This window comes from Pseudarthrobacter sp. S3 (assembly GCF_050156905.1).
In the GTDB taxonomy this organism is placed as follows: Bacteria; Actinomycetota; Actinomycetes; order Actinomycetales; family Micrococcaceae; genus Arthrobacter.
In genome coordinates this window covers 1,089,486-1,109,762 of sequence record NZ_CP189583.1, presented here as the reverse complement: position 1 = coordinate 1,109,762, position 20,277 = coordinate 1,089,486, and the positions used below count along the sequence as shown (strand labels likewise).

Here is a 20,277-nt window from a genome sequence, read left to right as displayed (position 1 = left end):
CTGGAACTGCTGGCCCGGGCCATACGGCCGGCTGACCATCCCCTCGCCGTCAAGGCCTGGGCCGAGATGCGGCACCAACGACTGATCCTGCCTTCCGAGAAAGAGCTGAATCAATGAAATTCGCACGTCTGGGTACATCCGGTTCCGAAATCCCCGCCATCGTGAATGGCGAAAAGTACTACTCCCTAGCGTCCTTGACTGCGGATATCAACGCCGACTTCTGGTCGTCCGGCGGGCCCACCCGCGCCGCCGCAGCCCTGGCCGCCGGCGAATTGCCCGAGCTGGAGGCCGACGGCCTCCGGATCGGCGCCCCCATTACTAGGCCCTCCGCGGTGTATGGCATCGGCCTGAACTACGCAGGACACGCCGCCGAGTCCGGCTCCGCTCCCCCTGCCTTCCCCCTTCTTTTCCACAAGGCCCCCAACACCGTCGCAGGGCCCCATGACGCCGTCGCGATTCCCCGCGGCTCCAGCAAAACGGACTGGGAGGTCGAGCTCGGCGTCGTCATCGGTGCGCGTGCTTCCTACCTCGCGAACCCGTCGGAGGCCATCGACCATATCGCCGGTTTCGTCACGGTCAACGATCTGTCCGAGCGCGACTTCCAGCTCGAAGTGTCCGGCGGCCAATGGTCCAAGGGCAAGAACTGCGCCGGGTTCTGCCCCACTGGCCCGTATCTGGTGACCCCGGACGAGGTGGATGCCGGCAACCTGCGGCTGCGCAGCTGGGTCAACGGCGAACCGCGCCAGGACTCCACCACAAGGGACCTGATCTTCGACGTCGCCACCCTCATCCACCACCTCAGCCAGTACCTTGTATTGGAGCCCGGGGATCTGATCTGCACCGGCACCCCGGAAGGGGTGGCGTTGTCAGGGCGCTTCCCGTACCTGAAGTCCGGCGACGTCCTCGAAATTGAAGTGGAAGGCCTCGGGCGCCAACGCCAGGAATTCATCCAGGCCTGAGGAAGGCACGGTCAGAACAGGGAATTGGAAAGCGCTCCTCAGCGCCACCCCCGATGACCTCGACGCCTGGCAGCGCAAGGCGCGGCGACGCCGCCGTCGTCTTCCTGGCCCCGAACAGCTGGCCAAGACCGGGACCGTGGAACGGCTCGCGGCCTTGGACGTCCCGCTGTTCGTGGTGGACGAGGCGCACTGCGTCCCCTCGTGGGGCCGTGGCGGAAGGCAACTTCTGACGCTCGCCAACCGCTAGCCGAACAGCGCCGCCACACGGGTCAGGGTTTCGTAGACCCCGTAGGCCAGCGGCACCCCCACCAGGGCCCATGCCAGGGCCACTCTGCCGGTGGACACTTTGTTGGGCGCCTGCGCGCCGGGGGTGTGTGCAGTGCTCATCTCAGGCCTCCATGGCAGGTGCTTGGGACCGCCCGCGGTCGGGGCGGGATTCGTGGAATCGTGCGTCGACCGGCTTGACCAGCAGGTTGGCTACAAAACCAACCACCAGCAGCGCCACCATGGTAAGCAGCGCCGGCTGATAGGAGGCGGCGTTCAGCTGGCCGGGCTTGCCCTGGGCGTCCAGGAAGGCGTTGACGATCAGCGGCCCGGCAACCCCGGCGGCGGACCAGGCAGTCAGCAGTCGGCCGTGGATGGCGCCCACCTGGAAGGTACCGAAGAGGTCCCGCAGGTAGGCGGGGACGGTGGCGAAGCCGCCGCCGTAGAAGGAAATGATGACGAATGCGAGTGCCACGTAGAGAACGGTGGTGCTGGAGCCGGCCAACGCCAGCACCGTGTAGAGCATGGCCCCGACGCCGAGGTACACCATGTAGATGCGCTTGCGGCCCGTGACGTCGGAGGTGGCGGACCACGCGAAGCGCCCGGCCATGTTGCCGATGGAGAGCAGCCCGACGAAGCCGGCGGCGACAGCGGCACTGACCAGGGACACGCCGTCGGACTGGCGGAAGAAGTCCTGGATCATCGGCGCGGCCTGTTCCAGGATCCCGATGCCGGCGGTGACGTTGCAGAACAGGGCAATCCAGACCAACCAGAACTGCCTGGTCTTGATGGCATTTTTGGCGGACACGTTCTCCGTGGTGACCAGCGTGGCGGCCTTGACCTTGGCGGGGTCGAACCCTGCCGGCCGCCAGCCGTCGGCGGGCACCTTAATGGTGAAGGCACCGAACATCATGTAGGCCAGGTAGATGACCGCGAGAGTCAGGAAGAGCTTGCCGACGGAGTCGCCGCTGGCCACCCAGCCCTTGGCATCGGAGTTCGGGTCGTACATCTTCAACAGCGCCGTTGACACCGGGCTGGCGATCAGCGCGCCGCCACCGAAGCCCATGATGGCCATGCCGGTGGCCAGGCCCGGGCGGTCAGGGAACCACTTAATCAGCGTGGACACCGGCGAGATGTAGCCGATGCCCAGGCCGATGCCGCCGATGAAGCCGTAGCCGAGGTAGACCAGCCACAACTGGCCGCTGAAGATGCCGAGCGAACCGATCAGGAAGCCGCTGGCCCAGAACACGGCCGAAGTGAACATCGCCTTGCGCGGGCCGTTCGTGTCCACCCAAGTGCCCATGATCGCGGCCGAGAGGCCCAGCATCACAATGGCGATGGAGAAGATCACGCCGATTTCGGTCAGGCTGGCATCGAAGTGCTTGACCAATGCCGTCTTATACACGCTGGTCGCGTAGGCCTGGCCGATGCAGAGGTGGACCGCCAGCGCCGCGGGCGGTACCAGCCAGCGATTGAATCCCGGCGGGGCAATAGTTCGTTCACGGTCCAGCCAGCTCATATTCTGCTCCCGTTGCTTGTCGAAGACGTCGGTGTCCAACGATCTGGAGGACCAGGACCCTCAAGACGAACCTTCACCTTGGGCAATCATGGTGCAAATCATAAGCAAACGTACTATTAATGCGCCGAGCGGCGAGGTATAGGCGACGAACGGCAAGTTTAACCAGTCCGGGCGTGCACCTATTCCGGGGCCGCCCGCCTACCCAATTGCCTGGCAATCTTCTCTTCCAGTGCCGCCACCGTTGCCTCGGGCAGGACGATCAGCCCATCCAGCTCCCGACGGGCGCGCCTGTAGGCCGTCTGCCGCTCCGCCGGTGTGGCGGCATTGTCCAGGGCGAGGTTGAGCAGCTTCCTTGCCGTTGCCAGCCGCTGGCGTTCGGGACCCGTGAAATTGCTGTCCTTAATCCGCTTGGCTTCGCGCTCCGCGACGTCGAATGCCAGCTCGAAGCCGTGAACGGCCGTCCGGTACTCAGCCAGCCGGGCCGCCGTCGTAATCTCCTCCGGCTTGGCCGGCCGCACACCGTCCGCTGCTTTCTTGGCCCGGAGGAATGCGACGGTAAGGGGTTCCCGTACATCCGTCATGAGCGGGAAGTCGATAAGTTTCCCCACGTCAAGCTCATAGTCCAGCCACCGCCGGTTCACGGCGTCGTGCGCTGACATCAAGGCGGCGACCTGGGCCTGGCTGGCTTGTTCGGCCTGCACCGCCTGGTTCTTGAGCTTGTACAGCTCCAGACGGCGACGGTGCCGGCGTTCGCTGGCCTTGGACCACTGCCTTGCCCACCCTCCGGCCATTCCGCTGAGAGGGAAGACGAGCCACCAGTAGTGGCGTAGGAAGTCAAAGAATTGGTCCACGGATTCATCCTCCCACTGCCCCCGCTCCGCCGTACCGAAAAGGCGTGCCGCCGTCGTACTCTCCCGCGGCCCTCGATGGCCCGGCTCAACCCGCCAGTTCGTTCAGTCGGGTCCGGAGGTAGCGCCGTTCGGCGTCGTTCTCCGTGAGGATCAACGCTTCCTCGAAGGCAACCCGTACTTCGCCGGGACGGCTCAGCCGGGTCGTACAGCCCCAGGATCGCCTGCCAGTGAGCGTGGGACCACGTCTCGCTCTCGTCATGGACGGCTGCGATCGCCGCCATGAGGGCGAAGCGGTCCGGGGGCCGCGAGTTCAGCGCCTCACGCAGGAGCACCAGCCCCTTTTCGATGGCCCGCCGGTCCCACTTCGACCGGTCCTGGTTCTCCCTCAGCACAGGTTCTCGGTGTTCATCGAGCTGGGCGTCCCTACCGGCGTCGGTGAGCACAACGAGTGCCAGAAGCCCGGCGACGTCGTGGTCATGGGGAAGCAGGACACGCCACCTGCCTATAGCCGGCGCTGCCGGAACATGGGGAAGGCTTCCCGCACCCTGGCCACCGCTTCAAGCGAGGCGTCCACCGCCCGAACACCTGGTTCGAGTCCGAGATCGGCTTCAATGGCCCCCATAGGATCAACCAGAATACTCCGGCCTACGGAGATGGGCGGCGCTTGGCATACCCCAGCCACGTACACACTGTTCTCGATAGCGCGCGCGGCGTTCAGCGCCAGCCACTGCTCGGTTTTATGGGTGCCCGGCACCCAGGATGAGCAGACGAGCAGGACCTGGGCGCCGGCGTCGGCCAGTTCCCTGGCCAGCTCCGGGAAGCGAAGATCATAGCAGGTCATCAGGCCGAAGCGCGTTCCCCCGTGCTCGAACACCACCGGGCTGGTGGACAGACCCGGCTTGATGAATCGGGATTCCCCGAAGCCCTGGGCGTCGAACAGGTGGATCTTCCGGTAGCAGGCCAGCCGGCTTCCGTCCGGCCCGAACGCCACCAGGGTGTTGTACGCCTTGCCCGGCTCCTCCGAGCGTTCCACCACGCCCGCCACCAGCGCGATGCGGTGGCGGCGGGCAGTGCCGGCCAGTTCCTGGCAGATGGGACCGTCCAGCGGCTCAGCCATCACGGGGAACGTAGCGTCCACCTTCTTCTTCTCGTACGTGGCATATTCCGGGAATGCAACCAGCTCGGCGCCCTCGCGCACGGCCTCGGCGGCGAACCGGTCGATCACGGCGAGGTTGGCCAGGATATCGGTGCCCGACTCCAGCTGCCCGAGCGCTATCCTCACAGTTGTTCCTTCCCTTTGGTCAGGCGGCGGCCCGGCTTAGGCTGCAGCCTCAACCGTTGCCCTCTCCGTGGCCGACATTTCCGGCGGCGCCGCTTTGAAACCACGCGTAATCAGGGCCAGGACCACGACGCCCAGCACCAGCCATGACAGTCCCAGCGTAATCGCGTTACCGTCCAGCTGGGAGAGCAGGTACGCGCAGATGATGGCTCCCACCGCCGGGACCACCACGTAGGACACGGGGTTCAGGTTCTGCCCGGCGCGGCGCTGCCGGACGTAGTGGAACACCACGGAGACGTTGACCAGGGTGAAAGCGGTGAAGGCGCCGAAGTTGATGAACGAGGTCGAGGTGGCCACGTCCAGGAAGATCGCGATCAGGCCGACAATGCCGGTAAGGATCAGGTTCACCACCGGGGTGTGGAACTTCGCGCTGAGCCGGCCGAAGACCGCCTTGGGCAGCACGGAGTCCCGGCCCATGGCGTAGAGCAGGCGCGAGGCGCTGGCCTGCGCGGCGAGGCCGGAGGCGAACTGAGCCACCACCAGGCCGGCGAGGAACACGGCTCCGAAGAGCTGACCGCCGATCTGCAGTGCGATGGAGCTGGCCGCGGAAGCCGAGTCCTCGAACACACCGCCGGGGTGGACCAGCTGGGTCACGTAGGACACGGTCACGAAGATGCCTCCGCCGATCAGGGCGATGAGCATGATGGCGCGCGGCATGTTCTTGCGCGGTTCGATGGTCTCCTCGGTGAGGGTGGTGACGGCGTCGAACCCCAGGAACGAATACGCCGCGATGGCGGCACCGGCGGAGATGGTGGTGAAGCTGGAGGTGTCGTTGAAGAACGGCTGGGTGCTGGCCAGGCCGCCGGCACCGGAGGTGGACACCACGTTGCCGATGGACAGCGCCACAAAGAACACGATCACCAGCAGCTGGAATGCCATCAGCACGTAGTTGGCCTTGTCCGCCACCTTGATGCCCAGGACATTCAGGGCCGTGGTGATGAGGATGAAACCAACGACCCAGCCACCGATGGGGATTTCGGGGAACTGCGCGCTGAGATAGGAGCCGCCGATCAGCCAGATCACCATGGGCAGGAAGAGGTAGTCCAGCAGGATGGCCCAGCCCACCAGGAACCCCACCCTGGGATCGATGGACCGACGGACGTAGGTGTAGGCGGACCCGGCCACCGGGTGTGCGACGGCCATCCGGCCGTAGCTGTGCGCCGTGAACAGCATGGCCACGAGCGCCACCAAATACGCGGACGGTGAGGCCCCGCCGGTGGCTTCGGCGATGATGCCGAAGATCCCCAGGACGATCAGCGGGGTCAAGTACGCGAGGCCGAACAGGACCAGGGAGGGCAGTTTCAGCGTGCGCGTGAGGGTGGGTGTTGTTGTCACGGTGTTTCCTTAGGCGTTGAAGGACTGGGGAGCCCAGGTGGCCGGGGTGATCCGGCCCTGGTAAACGGGCAGTTCAATGGCGTCTTCGCCGTCGCGGAACTGGGACCAGGGGCGGTTGAGGTTTTCAGTTCCATATGTTCTGACATGCTCGACGGCGGCAAGGTCCAGTTCCGCGGTCAGCAGGGCCGGGGCGTCGTCCGGGGCCTCGGCCAGGGTGTTGCCCTCGGGGTCCACGATGATGCTCCGGCCTGTTCCGGTGGGGCCGGCGCAGTTGACGCTGACCATAAAGACCTGGTTGACGATGGCGTTGGCCTTGGCGAGCACCAGCTCCTGGCGGCGGTCCGGCGTGGTGGTTTTCACGACGTTGAGGATGACTTCGGCGCCCATCCAGGCGAGCTGGCGGGACACCTCGGGGAACCACGCGTCGTAACAGATGTTCAGGCCCACCCTGCCGATGCCGGGCAGGTCCACGGTGGTGAACCTGTCGCCGGGGTCGTAGGGCTCGAACGGGCGCCAGGGAAAGATCTTCCGGTAATAGCCGGCGAGCTCCCCGCCCGGGGACAGGACCAGCTGGGTGTTGAACAGCTGGCCTTCAGGACCGCGCTCGCAGACGCTGCCCGGGACCAGCCAGATGCCCAGGTCCGCGGCGAGCTGCCGCAGTTCCTTGACCCGGGGCCCGTGCAGCGGCTCGGCGGAGTCCTGCAGAGCCTCGGTGCGCTGCCTGTCCGGGTATGAATCGCCGAACAGGTGCAGCTCCGGGAAGACCACCAGCCGGCTGTCCGGTTTGGCGGCCAGGGCTGCTTTGACCTCGTCGGCGAAGGCGGACAGGGGTTCACCAATCAGCCGGGGCGGGGCCTGGGCTGCGATGAGGGGAAGGATGCGCTGCATGGTTGTCTCCATGTTGGGGATGTGATCTGACTTATATTAGATCAGAATGATCTAATTATGGGAAGAGGCAGGTTTGGGCCGTAAAGTAGCGGATATGACCCGTCAGCTGGAGGACACCGCCGAGCCCTCGCCCATCGGCGCCGGCAGGCTGGCCGGCATCGACCGCCGCAGTGCCATCGACGCCGTCCGGCTGCGGATCGGCATGGCCATTTCTCTCGGCCTGCTCAAACCCGGCGAGCGCCTGCCCGACCAGGAGGATGTAGCCCTGGGCCTGTCAGTCAGCCCGATTACCGCGCGCCGCGCGCTTGCGAGCCTGGCGGAACAGGGCGTGGTGGTCCGCCGGCGGGGCCGGGCCGGCGGAACCTTCGTGGCCGACGAGCCTCCACAGAGCGTGTTGGCCGAACTCTCGGCGTCACCTGCGGAGTCCCAGGCCGTGAATAAGCTGGTGGACCGACGGCTGCTTTTTGAATGCGCGGTGACCCACTACGCGGCGGTCAACGCCACGGCCGAACAGCTGGACGAGCTCGAACGGCTGACCCGGGACATGGCTGAGTCCTCGGACTGGTCCGACTATCACCAGGCAGACGAACAGTTCCACCAGCTGGTGGGCACCGCGTCCGGACTGGGTACCGCCGTCGAGGCTTACCACGAGACGCTCACCGAGCTCTACGCCTTCTTCATCCCCTACCCCATCGAGCTGCTGCACAAATCAAACTGCGACCACGCCGCACTGGTGGCAGCCCTGAGGGCCGGCGATATCCAGGAAGCCGTGAACGTCTCACGCAGGCACGTGGACATCCTGCACCGGACGATGTTCATGGGCCTGACGCACGGCGGAGCCACGTCCTCGCCTGATTAAGGCACGACGGCGGCACACCGCCCGGGCGGCCGCCTCACCGCTCCCCCACGCTACTTTTCAGGTCCCTAGTGCGACGCCTTTGCGGCCCCATAGCTGGTACCGAAGGGCAGCGTATCCATGTCCAGAATGGCGTTATCGTCCTGGGTCGCCACCAGTTCCTGAGCAGCTTTGTCCAAATCAACACTGGGCATTGACCTTGGCAGGTGCCGCCGGGCGGATTCCGGCAGAAAGTAAATGGTGACTGCGGCGATGGCCGAGGTGGCCATGAGATAGTACGCGGGGTCGTCGAACGCCATTCGGCTCCCGGGTCTGTTCACGAACGAAATCAGCGCATGCAAGCTGAGTCGAGAGGGAGCGCTATTTCTCGCAGGCCACGCCGTCGCCGTCCCGGTCAAGATGCTTCCCATATCCCGGTGTACCGGCATAGATTGGCGCCGCACCTGCTGCTCGCACAGCTGCGCAGTTCGCGTAAGAGACGGCAGCCGGGGCTGGTGCCTGGACTACGGGTGCTGGCTTTACGGCCGCCTGCTGTGCCGCTGCCTCGGCTGCTTTCTGGGCTGCAACCTGCTGCGCGGCTGCCTGATCTGCCGCAGCCTTCTCAGCTGCAGCCCTGTCCGCCACAACCTTTGCTGCAGCCGCCGCCTCTGGTGCAGCCGCCGCTGCCGCCACCTTGTCGGCGGCGACTTTCTCAGCGGCAGCCTTTTCGGCCGCAACCTTTTCGAGGTTCTTGACGCCGAGGTGCACGGTGGAGCCCTTTGCCACCTGTGCCCCTTCGGTTGGGTCTTGGGATGTCACCTGCCAGTTCTTCTTTGAAATGATCGTCTTGCCGTCGGCGGTGTCCGCAGCCTCAACCTTGAGCCCGAGACCTTCAAGTTGCTCCGTGGCTTTGTCCAAGGTCAGGCTCAGCACCCCTGGAACCGTGACAGCATCTGCAACCACCGCAACAGTGGTTGACGTTGATGACGCCTGCTTACCACTGCATCCCGTCAGCATGAGGCCGGTCAGCACAATTAATGTCAGTGTCTTTTTCATTTTTCCCCCTTGGAAAATTTTTGAAACGGTGGAGTGACTGGCGTGGCTACCTCTCGCAGGCCACACCGTCGGAGTCGCGGTCCAACGCCGCTCTATAGCCGGTCTGTCCGGCATAGATGGGAGCGGCACCGGCGGCCTTGGCGGCCGTGCAGTTGGCGTAGTAGACGGCGGCCGGAGCCGCCGGAACAGGTGCGGGTGCCGGAACAAAAGGCGCGGGAGCAACCGGGGCAGGGGCCGGCACCACGGCCGCCGGGGCAGGAGCGGGAGCTACCGGAGCAGCGGGCACCACCGGTACCGGCTCGGGTGCGGGCGCCGTCGCCGCAACGGCTGGTCCCTTCTCGTTGGTTGGTGCGAGCTGGCCGGAGCAGTCGGCCAGGATTCTGGCCATCGCGTCGTGCTCCGCCTGGGTGACCCACAGGCTGTACGTTGCCTTCACCGAAATCTGGCGCGCTACGTATTCGCACCGGAAGCCCTTGTTCGGAGGCAACCAGGTGGCGGCGTCGCCGTCGCCCTTTTTCATATTGGTGGGACCGTCCGTGGACTGGAGGTTCAGGGGGTCATTGGCGAAGGCGGTCCGCTGGTCCGTGGTCAGCTGCTGCGCGCCTTTCTGCCAGGCGTCACTGAGGGCAACAACATGGTCGATCTGGACGGCGCTGCTGGTGGCACTCCCCCGCAGGAAGCTGATGGTAGTACCCGTATAGGGGTCCGCCAGATCTCCGGACTGAACCTTGCAGGGCACGCTGTTGGTGTACGTGATCGCAGAAAGGTCGCGCTTGAGCATGTCGTTCCGCGTGTCGCAGCCGTTGCGGTCGACGTCCGCCCACGCCTGTCCAAAGAGCGCGCGGTCATATCCCGTCTTCGGCGCCCGGCCCTTGACGGGAAGGGTGGCCAGCAGGTCAATCGCCTTGGTAGCAAAAGCGGGCTGCGTCCTCGGAGCCGCAACGCCGTTCGCAACGAGGCTCGGAGTCTCAGGATCGAGCGGGACGCCCGTCGCCTGCGCGGATGGAGCGGACGACGGCGTCGGAGTCACTTTTGCGGATGCGCTCGCTGCTGCAGTTCCTGGCGAGGCATTCGAGTCCGAGGAGGCTGCCTGAAGATCCTCCGCGTTGGTCCGGGGCAACGCGACGGCGCCGGCGATGAAAAGAGCGAAAGAGACCGCCAGGGCGATGCCCCCTGCCTTCCGCTTGGCAGGAAGCCACGCCCAGGAACGACGCCCGGTCACCAGAATGTAGAGGCCGGTAAGGGCTGCCGAGATAGCAAGGAAAACCAGAGCGCCCCCGAGACCCAGGACTCTGGACGTAGCGATTTAGTTTTTGAGTGACGTTTCTTTGTTTTTGATTTCGAATCGTAGGATCCGGTCCGTGCCCGGGTAACGGGTTTCGGTGGTGGTGAGGTGGGTGCAGAGCTCGCTGATCGCGGTGGTTGCCCGTTGGGTGGGGAGCGGATCGAGACGGATGGTGAGGTAGCCGTCGATGCGGGGGTCGATGTCGCCGCTGCCGGTGAGGGCCTGCCGGATCAGGGCGTGGCCTTCGTCCTCGCCGCGGGCGTAGCGGGTGTTGGTCCGGATTTCGCGGGCCAGGGTGGACGCGGTGTTGAACGCGGCCATCCGGATGGCGTGGGTGAGTTGTTTCGTCTCGGTTTCCAGGACCTGCTGGCCGGCGGCGATCTCGCCGAGGGGTACCCGGGCGGGGATGTCCCGGTGCGCTGCCTGCGCGGTCTCGAGAGCGGTTTCAGCGCTGAGCAGGTCCGCGGTGATCTTGTTGTGGATGGTGTTGGTGATCAGGATTGTGGTGGTTCCGGGCGGCGGGGTGCGGGCGGCGAGCATCGCGGCGTCGGTCTCGGCCAGGGTTTTCTCGTACCGGGTCCTGGCGGCGAGGACCTGCTGGTAGGCGAGGCGTTTGGCCGGGTTCGGCACTGACCGTTCCGGATCATCATCGGTGGATGTGTAGGCGTCGTGGGAGTCCAGGGCGAAGCGGATCCTGGCGTAGCGGAAGTAGTTTTCCTGCCGCCACCTGGCGCCCATCCGGTAGATGATCTCTCCGGCGGGCATGCCGGTGGTGGTGAGGATGTGGATCTGCCGTGACCCGCCGCCGGGGGTGTTGACCTGGCGGGACAGCTGGCGCATCGGAAAGACTTCACCGGTCGTCCCGACGGGCACCTCCACGGCGGTGTCGGCGGCTTCCCAGGTCCGGGTTTGTCCGTGTTCGTCGGTGTGGGCGACCTCGGTGAACAGGGATGACGGAATGTCTTCGGTGGTGCCTTTGCGCCACGTCAACACATCGAAGTTGTTCTCTGCCATGTGTTTGAAGAGTGCCGGGGACCAGCCGCCCCGGTCGAACCCGACCAGCACCCGGCGGTCATCCCCGATGATGGTGCGCAGTCTCGGCAGGAGACGGCGCAGTTCCCCGGTCAGCGCGGCCCCGGGCTCGGCCATGACCACCAGCACGGGGGCGCCGGCAGCGTCGGCGACCCAGGTTTCCTCGGTCGCCGGGACCGGGAACTTCAACCTCGTTGAATGGACTTTCCCGATCTTCCGCGTGCCCTGGTAGGCGCGGACATGCCCATCAACATAGAGCACAGCAGCCAGATCCCCGCCCTCGTCGTGACTGCCATTGAGGTGTCTGGCAGCCATGGCGGTCAGCAGCTCTCCGGCCTTGCCTTTCGTGGCCAGGGCGGCGGTTTTACGGCGGAGGGTTTTCACTTCCGGGGCGCGGTCCAGGCCCAGGACCCTGCCGAGCGCTGCCGGGTCGATCCGGGTGATCCCCTCGGCGCGTGGTTCCCCCGCCAGGGCCTGGAACACGGCGCCGGTCAGGATGGTCTCCAATGAGTATTTGAGGCTTTGAGCACCGCCCAATCGTGCGGTTCAGCACCACCGATCGTGCGAGAGAGCGCCAGTGGTGGTGTGGCTGGGAGCCACTGACGCTCTCCGTCATCGATTACGCGCTGGCCAGCGCGGTGTGCTCCCTCATGTTGTAGGTGCCCGTCTCAACCCAGATCGTGTTGTGGATGATCCGGTCCATGATCGCGTCCGCATGAACACCGGAGCCGAGCCGCTGGTGCCAGTCCTTCTGCGAATACTGGGTGCAGAACACCGTCGACGTTTCGCCGTAACGGCGCTCCATCAGCTCCAGCAGCATGGTGCGCATCGACTCCGTCGGCCGGTCCAGCAACCACTCGTCAATAACGAGCAACGTGAATGCGGCGTATTTGCGCAGGAACTTCCCGGCCCCGCCGGGGGTGTCTTGGGCGGCGACCCAGGCTTCCTCGAGGTCGGGCATGCGGACGTAGTGGGCGCGGATGCGGTGCTCGCAGGCGCGTTTACCAATCGCGCATCCCAGATACGACTTCCCCGACCCGGTGAACCCCTGGAAGACGACGTTCTGCTGCCGGGCCACGAACGAGCAGGTGCCGAGCTGGGTCAGCAGCTGCCGGTTCAGGCCGCGTTCGTCGAGCAGGTCGATGCGACGCAAATCCGCGTTCGGATAACGCAGCCCCGCCCGTCGGATCAGCCCGGCGACCTTGGTGTGCGTGAAGGTGGAGTAGGCGTCATCGACGACCAACCTCACTCGCTCTTCGAACGACAGACTGATCGACAGCGTCTCGTCCTGGGTATCGATCACCTCCAGCAGCTCGCCTGCGTTCATCTCCCGCAGCTTGCGTTTGGTCTCCCCGTCCAAGCGGTTCAACGGGTCACTCCGGCGTAGTAGGCGCCGCCGCGGACGTAACCGCCATCATCGCACTCAGGCTCCTCCGAGACGTGGCCGGTCTTGTCCTGCCCGGTATCGAGAATCGGTCTCAGGTGTGCATACCGCGGGGAGCGGATCGGCCCTCGCAGCGCGAGCTGACAGGCGGCTTCCACCCGGGCTGGTGAGAACTTACGCGACAGGCGCAGGACCGCCAGGGCCGGGTCGTAGCCGGCCTCCTCGATGGAGGCTGCCTCGAAGATCTTGCCGATCACCGTCACCGTGGCCGGGCCCATCCGGGCACCCCAGTCGTCAATCCGGGCCCGGTCCCAGGCCTGGAAGCTGCGCCCCTCGGGCAGGTCCGCATCGTTCGTCTGATACTGATTCACCGTGCTTGCCGACAGCAGCAGGTGGCTGGTCAGACGCTCATCACCCCGATAGACCTCCAGCATCGTGTCCGTGACGCGAAGGTCAACGAGGGAGCCGATGTGACTGAAGGGGACGGAGTAGAAGTTCTTCGCCCAGACCACGTGGGCGTTCTTGTTCACCTTGCGCCGGTAGGACCACGTGCTGATCTCGAACGGGGCTGCCGGCAGCGGTTGCATCAGCGGCAGCTCCTCGGTGGTGAAGACGCTCAGCCGGGACCCGGCGCGTTTCTGGAACGGTTGCCGGTTATAGGCATCCATCTGCTCATAGACCCGGGTGCGCAACTGCGCCAGAGATGTGAACTGCTCGTGCCTGAGCCCCGCGATGACCCAGGTCGCGACATGAGAGACCGTGTTCTCGACGCTCGCCTTGTCTTTCGGAGCCCGAACTCTGCCCGGTAATACCGCGGCCGAATAGTGCGCCGCCATCTCGCGGTAAGCGTCGTTGAGAACGACCTCTCCCTCGCGGGGGTGGGAGATCACCCCGGTCTTCAGGTTGTCGGGAACCAGGCGCGGGACGCTGCCGCCGAAGAATGCGAACATCGCCGCATGGGCGCGTAGCCACGACTCCTGCCGCATATCCAGGCTCGCTTCCACGAACGCATACCGGCTGAAGGGCAGGCAGGCGACGAACAAATACACCTTCGAGATCTCACCCGTACTCGGATCCAGCAGCTGCATCGTGGGCCCGGACCAGTCGACCTCGATGCTGCGGCCGGCCTTATGACCAACCCGGGACGACGCCCCGGTCACGGCGGCGTGCTCGCCGTAGAGCCGGCAGAACCGGTCATAACTCATCACTGCCTGTCCTGCGCGAGAAAACGCGTCGACATACTCCTGGTGCAGCAGCTTCAACGTCACCCCCACCCTGGCCAGCTCGGTGTGCACCCGAGGCCAGTCCGGCTGCGCAAAGACACTCTCACGGACGCCACGGCCGGGAAACAACGCCGCATACACCGCGGCCTCCGACAGCTCGGCGACGTCATCCCAACCGAGACCTGCCAGCTCCGCCGCATCGAGGACCGCCTGAATGCTGTGACGGGATATCCCATGAGCGGACTCAATTGCTCTTCGCGACAGGCTTTGATTACGCAGCTGCAACACCAGCTTCGCTTTGATCTTCCGTACCATTACCGGTACTCCTTCCACCATGTGTCCGTCACATGGTGGAAGGAGCTTTACAGGCGGTGCTCAACCACACCAACAGTGGTGCTCAACCACACCAGTCGCGCTACCGGACGATGGCGCTCACCCGCACCACAGGTGGAGCCCACACAAGCCAATATTCACTCCAACCCGTAGAACCCGTTCGGCAACGCCCCGAAGACCTCCTTCGCGCACTCCAAAAGCCCGGTGCGCTCGAGGGCGGGCAGGGCCAGGAACAGTCCGGCCAGCGGCACCCTTGCTGCGGGTGCGAACACCGGTGCCGCGCACTGGACCAACCCGGTCCGGGCCCACGCCCGTTCGCCGGACCGGTCCACCGGTGCAGGGAGCACCGGCAACTCCTCTTGGACCGGCTCCGTTACCGGAGGACCCGGGTGCGCAGCAGCCGGCTCTTCCGGGGCCGGGGTTTCCATGGCCAGGGTGCGGCGGACACTGAATTCGGAGACGCCCACAGCCGCTCCAACGGCGCGCAGGGATAATCCCGTCGCACGAAGGGAACGGATCCGGGACATCACGGCGTCCGTCAGCCGGCTGGGCCCTTTCGGGCCGGACTTTTCCGGGGACAGGCCCAGCACACCGGCCGCGGCCAGGTCCTGGCGCCACCGCCATAACGTGCCCGGATCCACTCCGAACGCGGCAGCTACCTCGGCGACCGAACCGGCTTTGATGTCCGCCAGTTTCGCCGCCGCGAACCGACGGGACACCGAATCCCCGGCATCCCAACCGTAGGAGAGCTCGCCATGGACGAAAACCCGGCCGCCTTCCTCGTCTTCGACCAGCGACGCGGCGGCGCCTATCGGGACGGCTCCGGCGTCCATCGAGGCAGGAAGAGGCAGCTGAGCAGTCATCGCACCCATCTTCCCACCCCGCTCATCACGATCAATTATCTTGTCTAGATTTTATCGCAAACAGGGAAAAATTAACAGCCAGCCCGCAGACAAGATCAGCGGAACCACGCGGAAGTCACTCCCCAGCATCCTCCTGTGTCAGGAGCCCTGGAGACCGCCGCTGAAAGCACCAATCATCATGAAGAGGGCCGTGATGCCCCCGACGATGTACGTGGAAGCGCGTGGCCTGCGGGGCGGATTAGGCCCGGACACAGGAACAGACGATGCTGACCCGAAAAGGGTCTGATGATTCGACATTATTTCCCCAATAATAAAGGCCCGGCAATTGAGCCCGACCTTCTGTGTTGACACATTGTGTCGATGCCGAGCCTATTTCTTGCTGCGCCCTTGGAACTGACTGTGCGAAGATTTTGAGACAATATTGATTGAGACTTGAGCAAAAATTGATGAAAAATGTGGCTCTCCTGACTCTTCCGTGGGTCAATTTCGGCCGGGGAGCACCGGTTTGTGACCGCCGAGGCTGAGCATCGCGAGGGCGATGAGTGCTTCGGGTGATTTGAAGCCGAAAGCGATGCGGGTGATGAGTCTGATCTTCGTGTTCATCGATTCGACTCGTCCGTTGGAGAGCCCATGCTCGATCGCGGCGAGGATCGCGGCGCGGTGGTTGACGATGCTGCGTTGGAGCTTCACGAACGCGGGGATCCGGCACCGGCGCGCCCAGGCGACCCATTTATCGAGGGCTTCGGCGGCTTCGTCGTGGGGCAGTTTGAAGATGACCCGGAGTCCTTCCTTGAGGTAGTAGGCCCGGCCGAGGGTGGGGTTGGTCTGCACGATCCAGGCGAGCTTGACCTGCTGCTTCTCGGTCAGGTTCTCCGGGTTCTTCCAGAGCGCGTAGCGGGAGTTCTTCACACCGGCTGCGCGGGCACTGTCCGGGCGGGGCGGCGCGTCTTTCGCTGGCCGGCCGCGGCCGCGCCTGGCCTCGGTGGTCCGGGCTGCCTTTCGGGCGTCGTTCCACGCGGCCCGGCGCACCTCGTCGAGGGCTTCGGTGGCCCATTTGACGACGTGGAACGGGTCGGCGCAGCGGACCGCATTCGGGCACCGCTGGGCCACGACAACGGCGATCCACGCGGCCCCGTCGGCGGAGACGTGCGTGATCCGGGCGCAGCGTTCTGCCCCGATGGCGTCGAAGAACGTGCCCAGGGTGGCCTTGTCTTGGCCCGGGGCCGCCCAGACCAGCCGGCCGCTGTCGTGGTCGACGACGACGGTCAGATACTTGTGGCCGCGCTTGTAGGAGATCTCGTCGATGCCGATCCGCCTCAGGCCGGCGAACTGGTCGTGGAGCTTCTCCGTGTCGTTCCAGACCCGGGTGATGATCGCGCCGACAGTGCGCCAGGCGATACGCATCAGCTCCGTGATGGCGGTCTTGGACGTTTGCGTGGCCAGCCAGGCGACCTGCGCGTCGAAATGGTGGGTGTGGCCGGCCTGATGCCGGGCCCAGGGCACGGCGGCGACGCTCACGCCGTGGACCCGGCAGGACACCCTCGGGGCGTCGGCTTCCAACTCGACCCGGATCGTCCCGGCGTCCAGTGCCCGCCAGCGGCGTCGACCCTGGCCCTGGTCGTATTTCGGGCAACGGCGGCGGCAGATCCCGCACCGGTTCCGCATCGAGCCTGTCGGCCTGACAGAGGCGACCAGTATCCCCGTTTCCTCGTCCAGATCGATGGCCTCGACGACCGTTTTCTCGACACCGAGCAGAGTTCGCCATAGTCTTGCATTTCGCACGCCGTTTTCCCGTCTGAAAGTTTCTGTTCCTTGAACAGTCAGAAACCTAGACAGGAAGCGGCGTGCGTTCGTTAAGGCGCGCTGAAAACGCCCACGGAAGAGTCAGGAGAGCCAAAAATGTCGCAATTTAACATTTCTATCGATTTGGGAGAAACCGATATAGGGTTCTGGATTTTACATTCCGTAGAAGGCCGCCCGTCGGCCCACTCCACGGCAGTGTGACAACAGCTCCAGCAAATATCCGGATACGCTGACGCAACTCTAGACATGTGACCATTCAGTCACCTATTCTTGAACCGTGGACGCCGTATTCAAAGCCCTCGCCGACCCCACCCGCCGGGACCTGCTCGATGAGCTCTTCCGGAATGACGGGCAGACCCTGCACGCACTCGAGGCCCGTTTCGAGATGACCCGCTACGGGGTCATGAAGCACCTCAAACTGCTGGAGGAAGCGGGCCTAGTGGTCACCCGCCGTCGGGGCCGGGAGAAACTCCATTTCCTCAATCCGGTGCCCATCCGCCTGGTCCACGACCGCTGGGTCAGCAAATATGCACAACCATGGGCCGCTGCCCTCAGCGACCTCAAAACCAGATTGGAAAATCCCATGGAAAAGATCTTCGAAATCTACATCAAGACCACCCCGGAACTGCTCTGGGGAGCCATCACGGACAGCGAAATCCGTGGCAAGTACCAGTTCGGGAACACCGTCACGTCTGACTGGACTCCCGGGGGGCGCTTCGAGATGGGCAACCCGAAGGCCGGTGGCCTCCTGGGCGAAGGCGAAAACATCGAAGTCGACCCGCCGCGCAAGCTCGTCCAAACCATGACGGCACTCTGGGGCGAGGACGTCAAGGCCGAGGGCACCTCCCGCATCACCTGGGAGATCGAACCCGTAGGCGACTCCTGTCACCTCACTGTCACTCACGACCAACTCCGCGAAGGCGCGAACGACCAGCTCTACGGCGGCTGGCCCATGATCCTATCGGGCCTCAAAACCTGGCTTGAAAGCGGCGAAAAACTCACCACCCCGGGCTCCCTCATGTACACCTGAGACAAACCGTGGGGAGCCTCACCCAGCCAGGATTACGCCTTTTTGAAGGTGTCCGCGGACTCCTGCACAAAGCGGTGCACCCAGGCCTGAAGGGTGGTGGGCACCACTGCGTAGCGCGTGCTCAGTTCGGTCGCATCGAGCCGTGAGTCGTAGGTCTCCAGCAGTGCGAGAAATCCGCTGAGCAGATCGGGCAGGCCGGGGACCGGTTGCCCCGGGGGAACGGTCTGCACGGGAATCCGCAGCCCGAGTTCGAGCTCGAATGCCGTCACCACATCACGCCAGGAGACGGGCTCCGGGCCGCCGATGACCAGCAGCTGGCCATCCTGCTCCGGATGCTTCACGACGGCCAGCACATACTGTGCCACATCGCGCATTGCCACCAGCGAATGGACCCGCCGCCCCTCCCCCACGAGAGTGACCGCCTGACCCGTCAGTGCCGGCACGCCAACCACCATGACCGGCAACTTATCCATGAAGAGGTTGGGCTGAACAATGGTCCAGGACATTCCGCTGCTGCGAAGCAGCTGCTCGGTCTCGCCTTTGGCGGCCATGAAGGCGATAGGGCTGTCGGGGCTGGCACCCAGGTTGGAGACGAAGACGAAGCGCCGGACGCCGGCGTCGACGGCCGCCTCGATCAGGTTCCGGTTGCCGATGCGATCCACCGAATCCACGGTGTCGCTGCCTCCACGGGCGGATGAGTTGGCTGTTGTAACTACCGTGTCGATCCCGGCGCAGGCCGCCAGAAGTGAGGGGGGATCCTTCAGGTCACCGGTCACAGGTTCAGCGCCTGCGCTCACAATGGCGTCGTATGCCGAACGTTCGCGCACCAGGACGCGCACGTGGAACCCCTCATCAAGCAAGGTTTGAGCTATGAGGCCACCCAGCTGCCCGGTGGCCCCCACGACAAGAATCATGATGTTTCCTTCTCTCTGGATTCGGGAGTCTTGCCCACCACCCGGCTCACTGCTGCGTCCACGCCGCCGCCGACGTCCTCCACCGGCTCAAGGTAGAACCTGGCCGCGGAAATGAGCCCGTCAATAATGAAGAAGATGACCACACCCCGCATCAGGAACGGTGCGCCATCGTTTCGTCTCCCGGACATCTCCCACTCTGTCCACAGGGTGTCGCCCTGACCCCCGGTGCTGTGCACCCGTGCGCGGATATCCGGAACCTGGGAAAAGATCTCAGTCCAGTTTCGACGCACTTGATCCCGTCCGCGGAAACCCCGCTGAGGGTGGGCAGGGGTCTCATTGACGTAATCGTCGGCGAAGCATGCCACCAGATCGTCCAGTTTGTGGGCGTTTATTGAGCGAAGCAAGCGCTCCGGCATTTTTCCGGCGGCATCTGCTGTGGTGATCATTCCTACTCCTCGAATGATTCTGATACAGTGGTCTGTATCTGATACTTCAGCATGGAACGAATAATGGCAAACGTCAAGAGCAAACGTCGCTACGACTCCAGCGGCCGGTTGGAACAGGCCCGACGCAACAGGGAAGCCATCCTTCAGGCAGCCGAGCGGCAGTTCCGCGAACTCGGGTACGCGGGCGCCACATTAGCCGCCATGGCCGCAGAGGCCGGCGTTTCAGTCGAGACGGTCTACAAGGCTTTCGGTGGCAAGGCGGGGCTGGTCCGCGCCATCTATGAGCGGGGCCTGGCCGGTTCCGGACCCGTCCCCGCCTACGAGCGCTCCGACGACATGCGCGAACACGAGAGCGATCCAAAGACCGTCATGCGTGAGTGGGGGCTCCTCACGGCCGAAGTAGCTGCACTGGTCACCCCGATCCGGCTGCTAATGCGTTCGGCCGCCATCAACGATCAGGAAATGGCACACCTGCTCGATGAGATCGACAGCGAGCGCCTCAAACGGATGCGGCACCACACCCGGTACCTCAAGGGCCGCGGCTACCTCCGCCAGGACGTTACCGAGGACGAGGCGACCGACATACTCTGGGTCTGCAGCTCAGCGGAACTCTACGAACTGCTGGTGATGAAGCGAGGCTGGTCCCTGCCACGGTTTGCACAGTACGTCACCCGCTTTATGATCGTCTCCCTGCTCCCGGAGCGGCACCAATAAACACTGCTACGGCAGTTCTCCACCGCCTCAGGACACGCGGCGGAATTCCCCGGGCCGGAGTTGGACATGGATGGGCAGCACCAGCTGGATATGGGAGTCGCCGATGGGCTTGTCGAGCAACTCGTTAATGGAGGTCTGCCCTTCCAACTCGCTGTGCTGGTTTTTGCCCATATACCGAGCTTATGTGTGCCACGGCGGGAGTTG

At 64.6% G+C, this 20,277-nt stretch carries 23 protein-coding genes and 1 pseudogene; 5 read left to right on the top strand and 19 right to left on the bottom strand.

The genetic code is table 11. The features are described 5' to 3' along the window. The first annotated feature begins 113 nt into the window (after positions 1 to 113). On the top strand, positions 114 to 959 hold the full coding sequence (locus tag ACQCSV_RS05450) for a fumarylacetoacetate hydrolase family protein (RefSeq protein WP_354154107.1): 846 nt from the start codon (positions 114 to 116) through the stop codon (positions 957 to 959). Next, positions 910 to 1,206, top strand: coding sequence for a hypothetical protein (locus ACQCSV_RS05445; RefSeq protein ID WP_426939254.1), 297 nt, complete (start codon positions 910 to 912; stop codon positions 1,204 to 1,206). The genes ACQCSV_RS05450 and ACQCSV_RS05445 overlap by 50 nt, the downstream gene beginning before the upstream one ends. Here the strand turns inward: ACQCSV_RS05445 and ACQCSV_RS05440 are convergent. From ACQCSV_RS05440 to ACQCSV_RS05405, 8 genes and pseudogenes are all read right to left on the bottom strand, one after another. After that, entirely contained in the window at positions 1,203 to 1,346 is a 144-nt protein-coding gene (locus ACQCSV_RS05440) for an MFS transporter small subunit (protein WP_354154108.1), read from the bottom strand. The genes ACQCSV_RS05445 and ACQCSV_RS05440 overlap by 4 nt on opposite strands. 1 nt (position 1,347) lies before the next feature. Beyond that, positions 1,348 to 2,742 (bottom strand): OFA family MFS transporter, encoded by a 1,395-nt coding sequence (locus ACQCSV_RS05435; RefSeq protein ID WP_354154109.1) that lies wholly within the window; start codon positions 2,740 to 2,742, stop codon positions 1,348 to 1,350. Positions 2,743 to 2,921: 179 nt separating this feature from the next. After that, the gene (locus tag ACQCSV_RS05430) at positions 2,922 to 3,593 is read right to left on the bottom strand and encodes a hypothetical protein (protein ID WP_354165491.1); all 672 of its coding nucleotides are present in this window, start codon (positions 3,591 to 3,593) and stop codon (positions 2,922 to 2,924) included. Positions 3,594 to 3,678: 85 nt separating this feature from the next. Continuing rightward, positions 3,679 to 3,852, bottom strand: coding sequence for a hypothetical protein (locus ACQCSV_RS05425; protein ID WP_354154227.1), 174 nt, complete (start codon positions 3,850 to 3,852; stop codon positions 3,679 to 3,681). A gap of 115 nt (positions 3,853 to 3,967) precedes the next feature. After that, positions 3,968 to 4,036 (bottom strand): annotated as a pseudogene (locus ACQCSV_RS05420) (hypothetical protein); the annotation flags it as partial. 59 nt (positions 4,037 to 4,095) lie between these two features. Further along, on the bottom strand, positions 4,096 to 4,875 hold the full coding sequence (locus ACQCSV_RS05415; RefSeq protein WP_354154111.1) for a carbon-nitrogen hydrolase family protein: 780 nt from the start codon (positions 4,873 to 4,875) through the stop codon (positions 4,096 to 4,098). Between the two features lie 36 nt (positions 4,876 to 4,911). After that, entirely contained in the window at positions 4,912 to 6,267 is a 1,356-nt protein-coding gene (locus ACQCSV_RS05410; RefSeq protein ID WP_354154112.1) for an APC family permease, read from the bottom strand. A gap of 9 nt (positions 6,268 to 6,276) precedes the next feature. Continuing rightward, positions 6,277 to 7,155: a carbon-nitrogen hydrolase family protein gene (locus ACQCSV_RS05405; protein ID WP_354160210.1), complete on the bottom strand. Its 879-nt coding sequence runs from the start codon at positions 7,153 to 7,155 to the stop codon at positions 6,277 to 6,279. A 94-nt stretch (positions 7,156 to 7,249) separates the two neighbouring features. Between ACQCSV_RS05405 and ACQCSV_RS05400 the strand changes: the two genes are divergently transcribed. Next, the gene (locus ACQCSV_RS05400; protein WP_354154114.1) at positions 7,250 to 8,014 is read left to right on the top strand and encodes an FCD domain-containing protein; all 765 of its coding nucleotides are present in this window, start codon (positions 7,250 to 7,252) and stop codon (positions 8,012 to 8,014) included. Positions 8,015 to 8,079: 65 nt separating this feature from the next. Here ACQCSV_RS05400 and ACQCSV_RS05395 read toward each other — a convergent pair whose 3' ends face one another. The 8 genes from ACQCSV_RS05395 to ACQCSV_RS05360 all read right to left on the bottom strand — a co-directional run bounded on the left by ACQCSV_RS05395 (position 8,080) and on the right by ACQCSV_RS05360 (position 16,948). Then, positions 8,080 to 8,310: a hypothetical protein gene (locus ACQCSV_RS05395; RefSeq protein ID WP_354160214.1), complete on the bottom strand. Its 231-nt coding sequence runs from the start codon at positions 8,308 to 8,310 to the stop codon at positions 8,080 to 8,082. Between the two features lie 61 nt (positions 8,311 to 8,371). Then, positions 8,372 to 9,046, bottom strand: coding sequence for an excalibur calcium-binding domain-containing protein (locus tag ACQCSV_RS05390; RefSeq protein WP_354165495.1), 675 nt, complete (start codon positions 9,044 to 9,046; stop codon positions 8,372 to 8,374). A 46-nt stretch (positions 9,047 to 9,092) separates the two neighbouring features. Further along, positions 9,093 to 10,268, bottom strand: coding sequence for a GmrSD restriction endonuclease domain-containing protein (locus ACQCSV_RS05385; protein WP_426939253.1), 1,176 nt, complete (start codon positions 10,266 to 10,268; stop codon positions 9,093 to 9,095). A gap of 84 nt (positions 10,269 to 10,352) precedes the next feature. Beyond that, positions 10,353 to 11,870 carry a putative transposase gene (locus tag ACQCSV_RS05380; RefSeq protein ID WP_426939252.1) on the bottom strand — a complete coding sequence of 506 codons (1,518 nt, stop codon included), beginning with the start codon at positions 11,868 to 11,870 and terminating at the stop codon, positions 10,353 to 10,355. Positions 11,871 to 11,982: 112 nt separating this feature from the next. Further along, the gene (locus ACQCSV_RS05375; protein WP_426939251.1) at positions 11,983 to 12,732 is read right to left on the bottom strand and encodes an ATP-binding protein; all 750 of its coding nucleotides are present in this window, start codon (positions 12,730 to 12,732) and stop codon (positions 11,983 to 11,985) included. After that, positions 12,729 to 14,285 carry an IS21 family transposase gene (istA, locus tag ACQCSV_RS05370; RefSeq protein ID WP_354156390.1) on the bottom strand — a complete coding sequence of 519 codons (1,557 nt, stop codon included), beginning with the start codon at positions 14,283 to 14,285 and terminating at the stop codon, positions 12,729 to 12,731. Before istA ends, ACQCSV_RS05375 begins: the two co-directional genes overlap by 4 nt. A gap of 155 nt (positions 14,286 to 14,440) precedes the next feature. Beyond that, positions 14,441 to 15,166, bottom strand: coding sequence for a helix-turn-helix domain-containing protein (locus ACQCSV_RS05365; RefSeq protein ID WP_426939250.1), 726 nt, complete (start codon positions 15,164 to 15,166; stop codon positions 14,441 to 14,443). Between the two features lie 480 nt (positions 15,167 to 15,646). After that, positions 15,647 to 16,948: an ISL3 family transposase gene (locus ACQCSV_RS05360; protein ID WP_354156530.1), complete on the bottom strand. Its 1,302-nt coding sequence runs from the start codon at positions 16,946 to 16,948 to the stop codon at positions 15,647 to 15,649. A gap of 298 nt (positions 16,949 to 17,246) precedes the next feature. Here ACQCSV_RS05360 and ACQCSV_RS05355 point away from each other — a divergent pair, with 298 nt between their 5' ends. Beyond that, a complete protein-coding gene (locus ACQCSV_RS05355) occupies positions 17,247 to 17,999 on the top strand; it encodes a metalloregulator ArsR/SmtB family transcription factor (protein WP_354154117.1) in 753 nt (250 codons plus the stop codon). A gap of 32 nt (positions 18,000 to 18,031) precedes the next feature. Here the strand turns inward: ACQCSV_RS05355 and ACQCSV_RS05350 are convergent, their stop codons facing one another. Together ACQCSV_RS05350 and ACQCSV_RS05345 are read right to left on the bottom strand one after the other, a co-directional pair. Continuing rightward, a complete protein-coding gene (locus ACQCSV_RS05350; RefSeq protein ID WP_354160221.1) occupies positions 18,032 to 18,913 on the bottom strand; it encodes an SDR family oxidoreductase in 882 nt (293 codons plus the stop codon). Beyond that, positions 18,910 to 19,359 carry a nuclear transport factor 2 family protein gene (locus ACQCSV_RS05345; RefSeq protein WP_354160223.1) on the bottom strand — a complete coding sequence of 150 codons (450 nt, stop codon included), beginning with the start codon at positions 19,357 to 19,359 and terminating at the stop codon, positions 18,910 to 18,912. Before ACQCSV_RS05345 ends, ACQCSV_RS05350 begins: the two co-directional genes overlap by 4 nt. A gap of 63 nt (positions 19,360 to 19,422) precedes the next feature. On the opposite strand from ACQCSV_RS05345, the gene ACQCSV_RS05340 reads away from it, so the two are divergent. Continuing rightward, positions 19,423 to 20,073, top strand: coding sequence for a TetR/AcrR family transcriptional regulator (locus ACQCSV_RS05340; RefSeq protein WP_354154120.1), 651 nt, complete (start codon positions 19,423 to 19,425; stop codon positions 20,071 to 20,073). A gap of 27 nt (positions 20,074 to 20,100) precedes the next feature. Here ACQCSV_RS05340 and ACQCSV_RS05335 read toward each other — a convergent pair whose 3' ends face one another. Beyond that, a complete protein-coding gene (locus tag ACQCSV_RS05335; protein ID WP_282331639.1) occupies positions 20,101 to 20,244 on the bottom strand; it encodes a hypothetical protein in 144 nt (47 codons plus the stop codon). Between the last annotated feature and the right edge of the window lie 33 nt (positions 20,245 to 20,277).

Bases quoted from the DNA above. Each gene is read 5' to 3' on its own strand.
- ACQCSV_RS05450 (WP_354154107.1), top strand. From the start codon at position 114: ATGAAATTCGCACGTCTGGGTACATCCGGTTCCGAAATCCCCGCCATC.
- ACQCSV_RS05440 (WP_354154108.1), bottom strand. From the start codon at position 1,346: ATGAGCACTGCACACACCCCCGGCGCGCAGGCGCCCAACAAAGTGTCC.
- ACQCSV_RS05435 (WP_354154109.1), bottom strand. From the start codon at position 2,742: ATGAGCTGGCTGGACCGTGAACGAACTATTGCCCCGCCGGGATTCAAT.
- ACQCSV_RS05425 (WP_354154227.1), bottom strand. From the start codon at position 3,852: ATGACGAGAGCGAGACGTGGTCCCACGCTCACTGGCAGGCGATCCTGG.
- ACQCSV_RS05405 (WP_354160210.1), bottom strand. From the start codon at position 7,155: ATGCAGCGCATCCTTCCCCTCATCGCAGCCCAGGCCCCGCCCCGGCTG.
- ACQCSV_RS05400 (WP_354154114.1), top strand. From the start codon at position 7,250: ATGACCCGTCAGCTGGAGGACACCGCCGAGCCCTCGCCCATCGGCGCC.
- ACQCSV_RS05395 (WP_354160214.1), bottom strand. From the start codon at position 8,310: ATGGCGTTCGACGACCCCGCGTACTATCTCATGGCCACCTCGGCCATC.
- ACQCSV_RS05390 (WP_354165495.1), bottom strand. From the start codon at position 9,046: ATGAAAAAGACACTGACATTAATTGTGCTGACCGGCCTCATGCTGACG.
- istA (WP_354156390.1), bottom strand. From the start codon at position 14,285: ATGGTACGGAAGATCAAAGCGAAGCTGGTGTTGCAGCTGCGTAATCAA.
- ACQCSV_RS05365 (WP_426939250.1), bottom strand. From the start codon at position 15,166: ATGACTGCTCAGCTGCCTCTTCCTGCCTCGATGGACGCCGGAGCCGTC.
- ACQCSV_RS05350 (WP_354160221.1), bottom strand. From the start codon at position 18,913: ATGATTCTTGTCGTGGGGGCCACCGGGCAGCTGGGTGGCCTCATAGCT.
- ACQCSV_RS05345 (WP_354160223.1), bottom strand. From the start codon at position 19,359: ATGATCACCACAGCAGATGCCGCCGGAAAAATGCCGGAGCGCTTGCTT.
- ACQCSV_RS05340 (WP_354154120.1), top strand. From the start codon at position 19,423: ATGGCAAACGTCAAGAGCAAACGTCGCTACGACTCCAGCGGCCGGTTG.
- ACQCSV_RS05335 (WP_282331639.1), bottom strand. From the start codon at position 20,244: ATGGGCAAAAACCAGCACAGCGAGTTGGAAGGGCAGACCTCCATTAAC.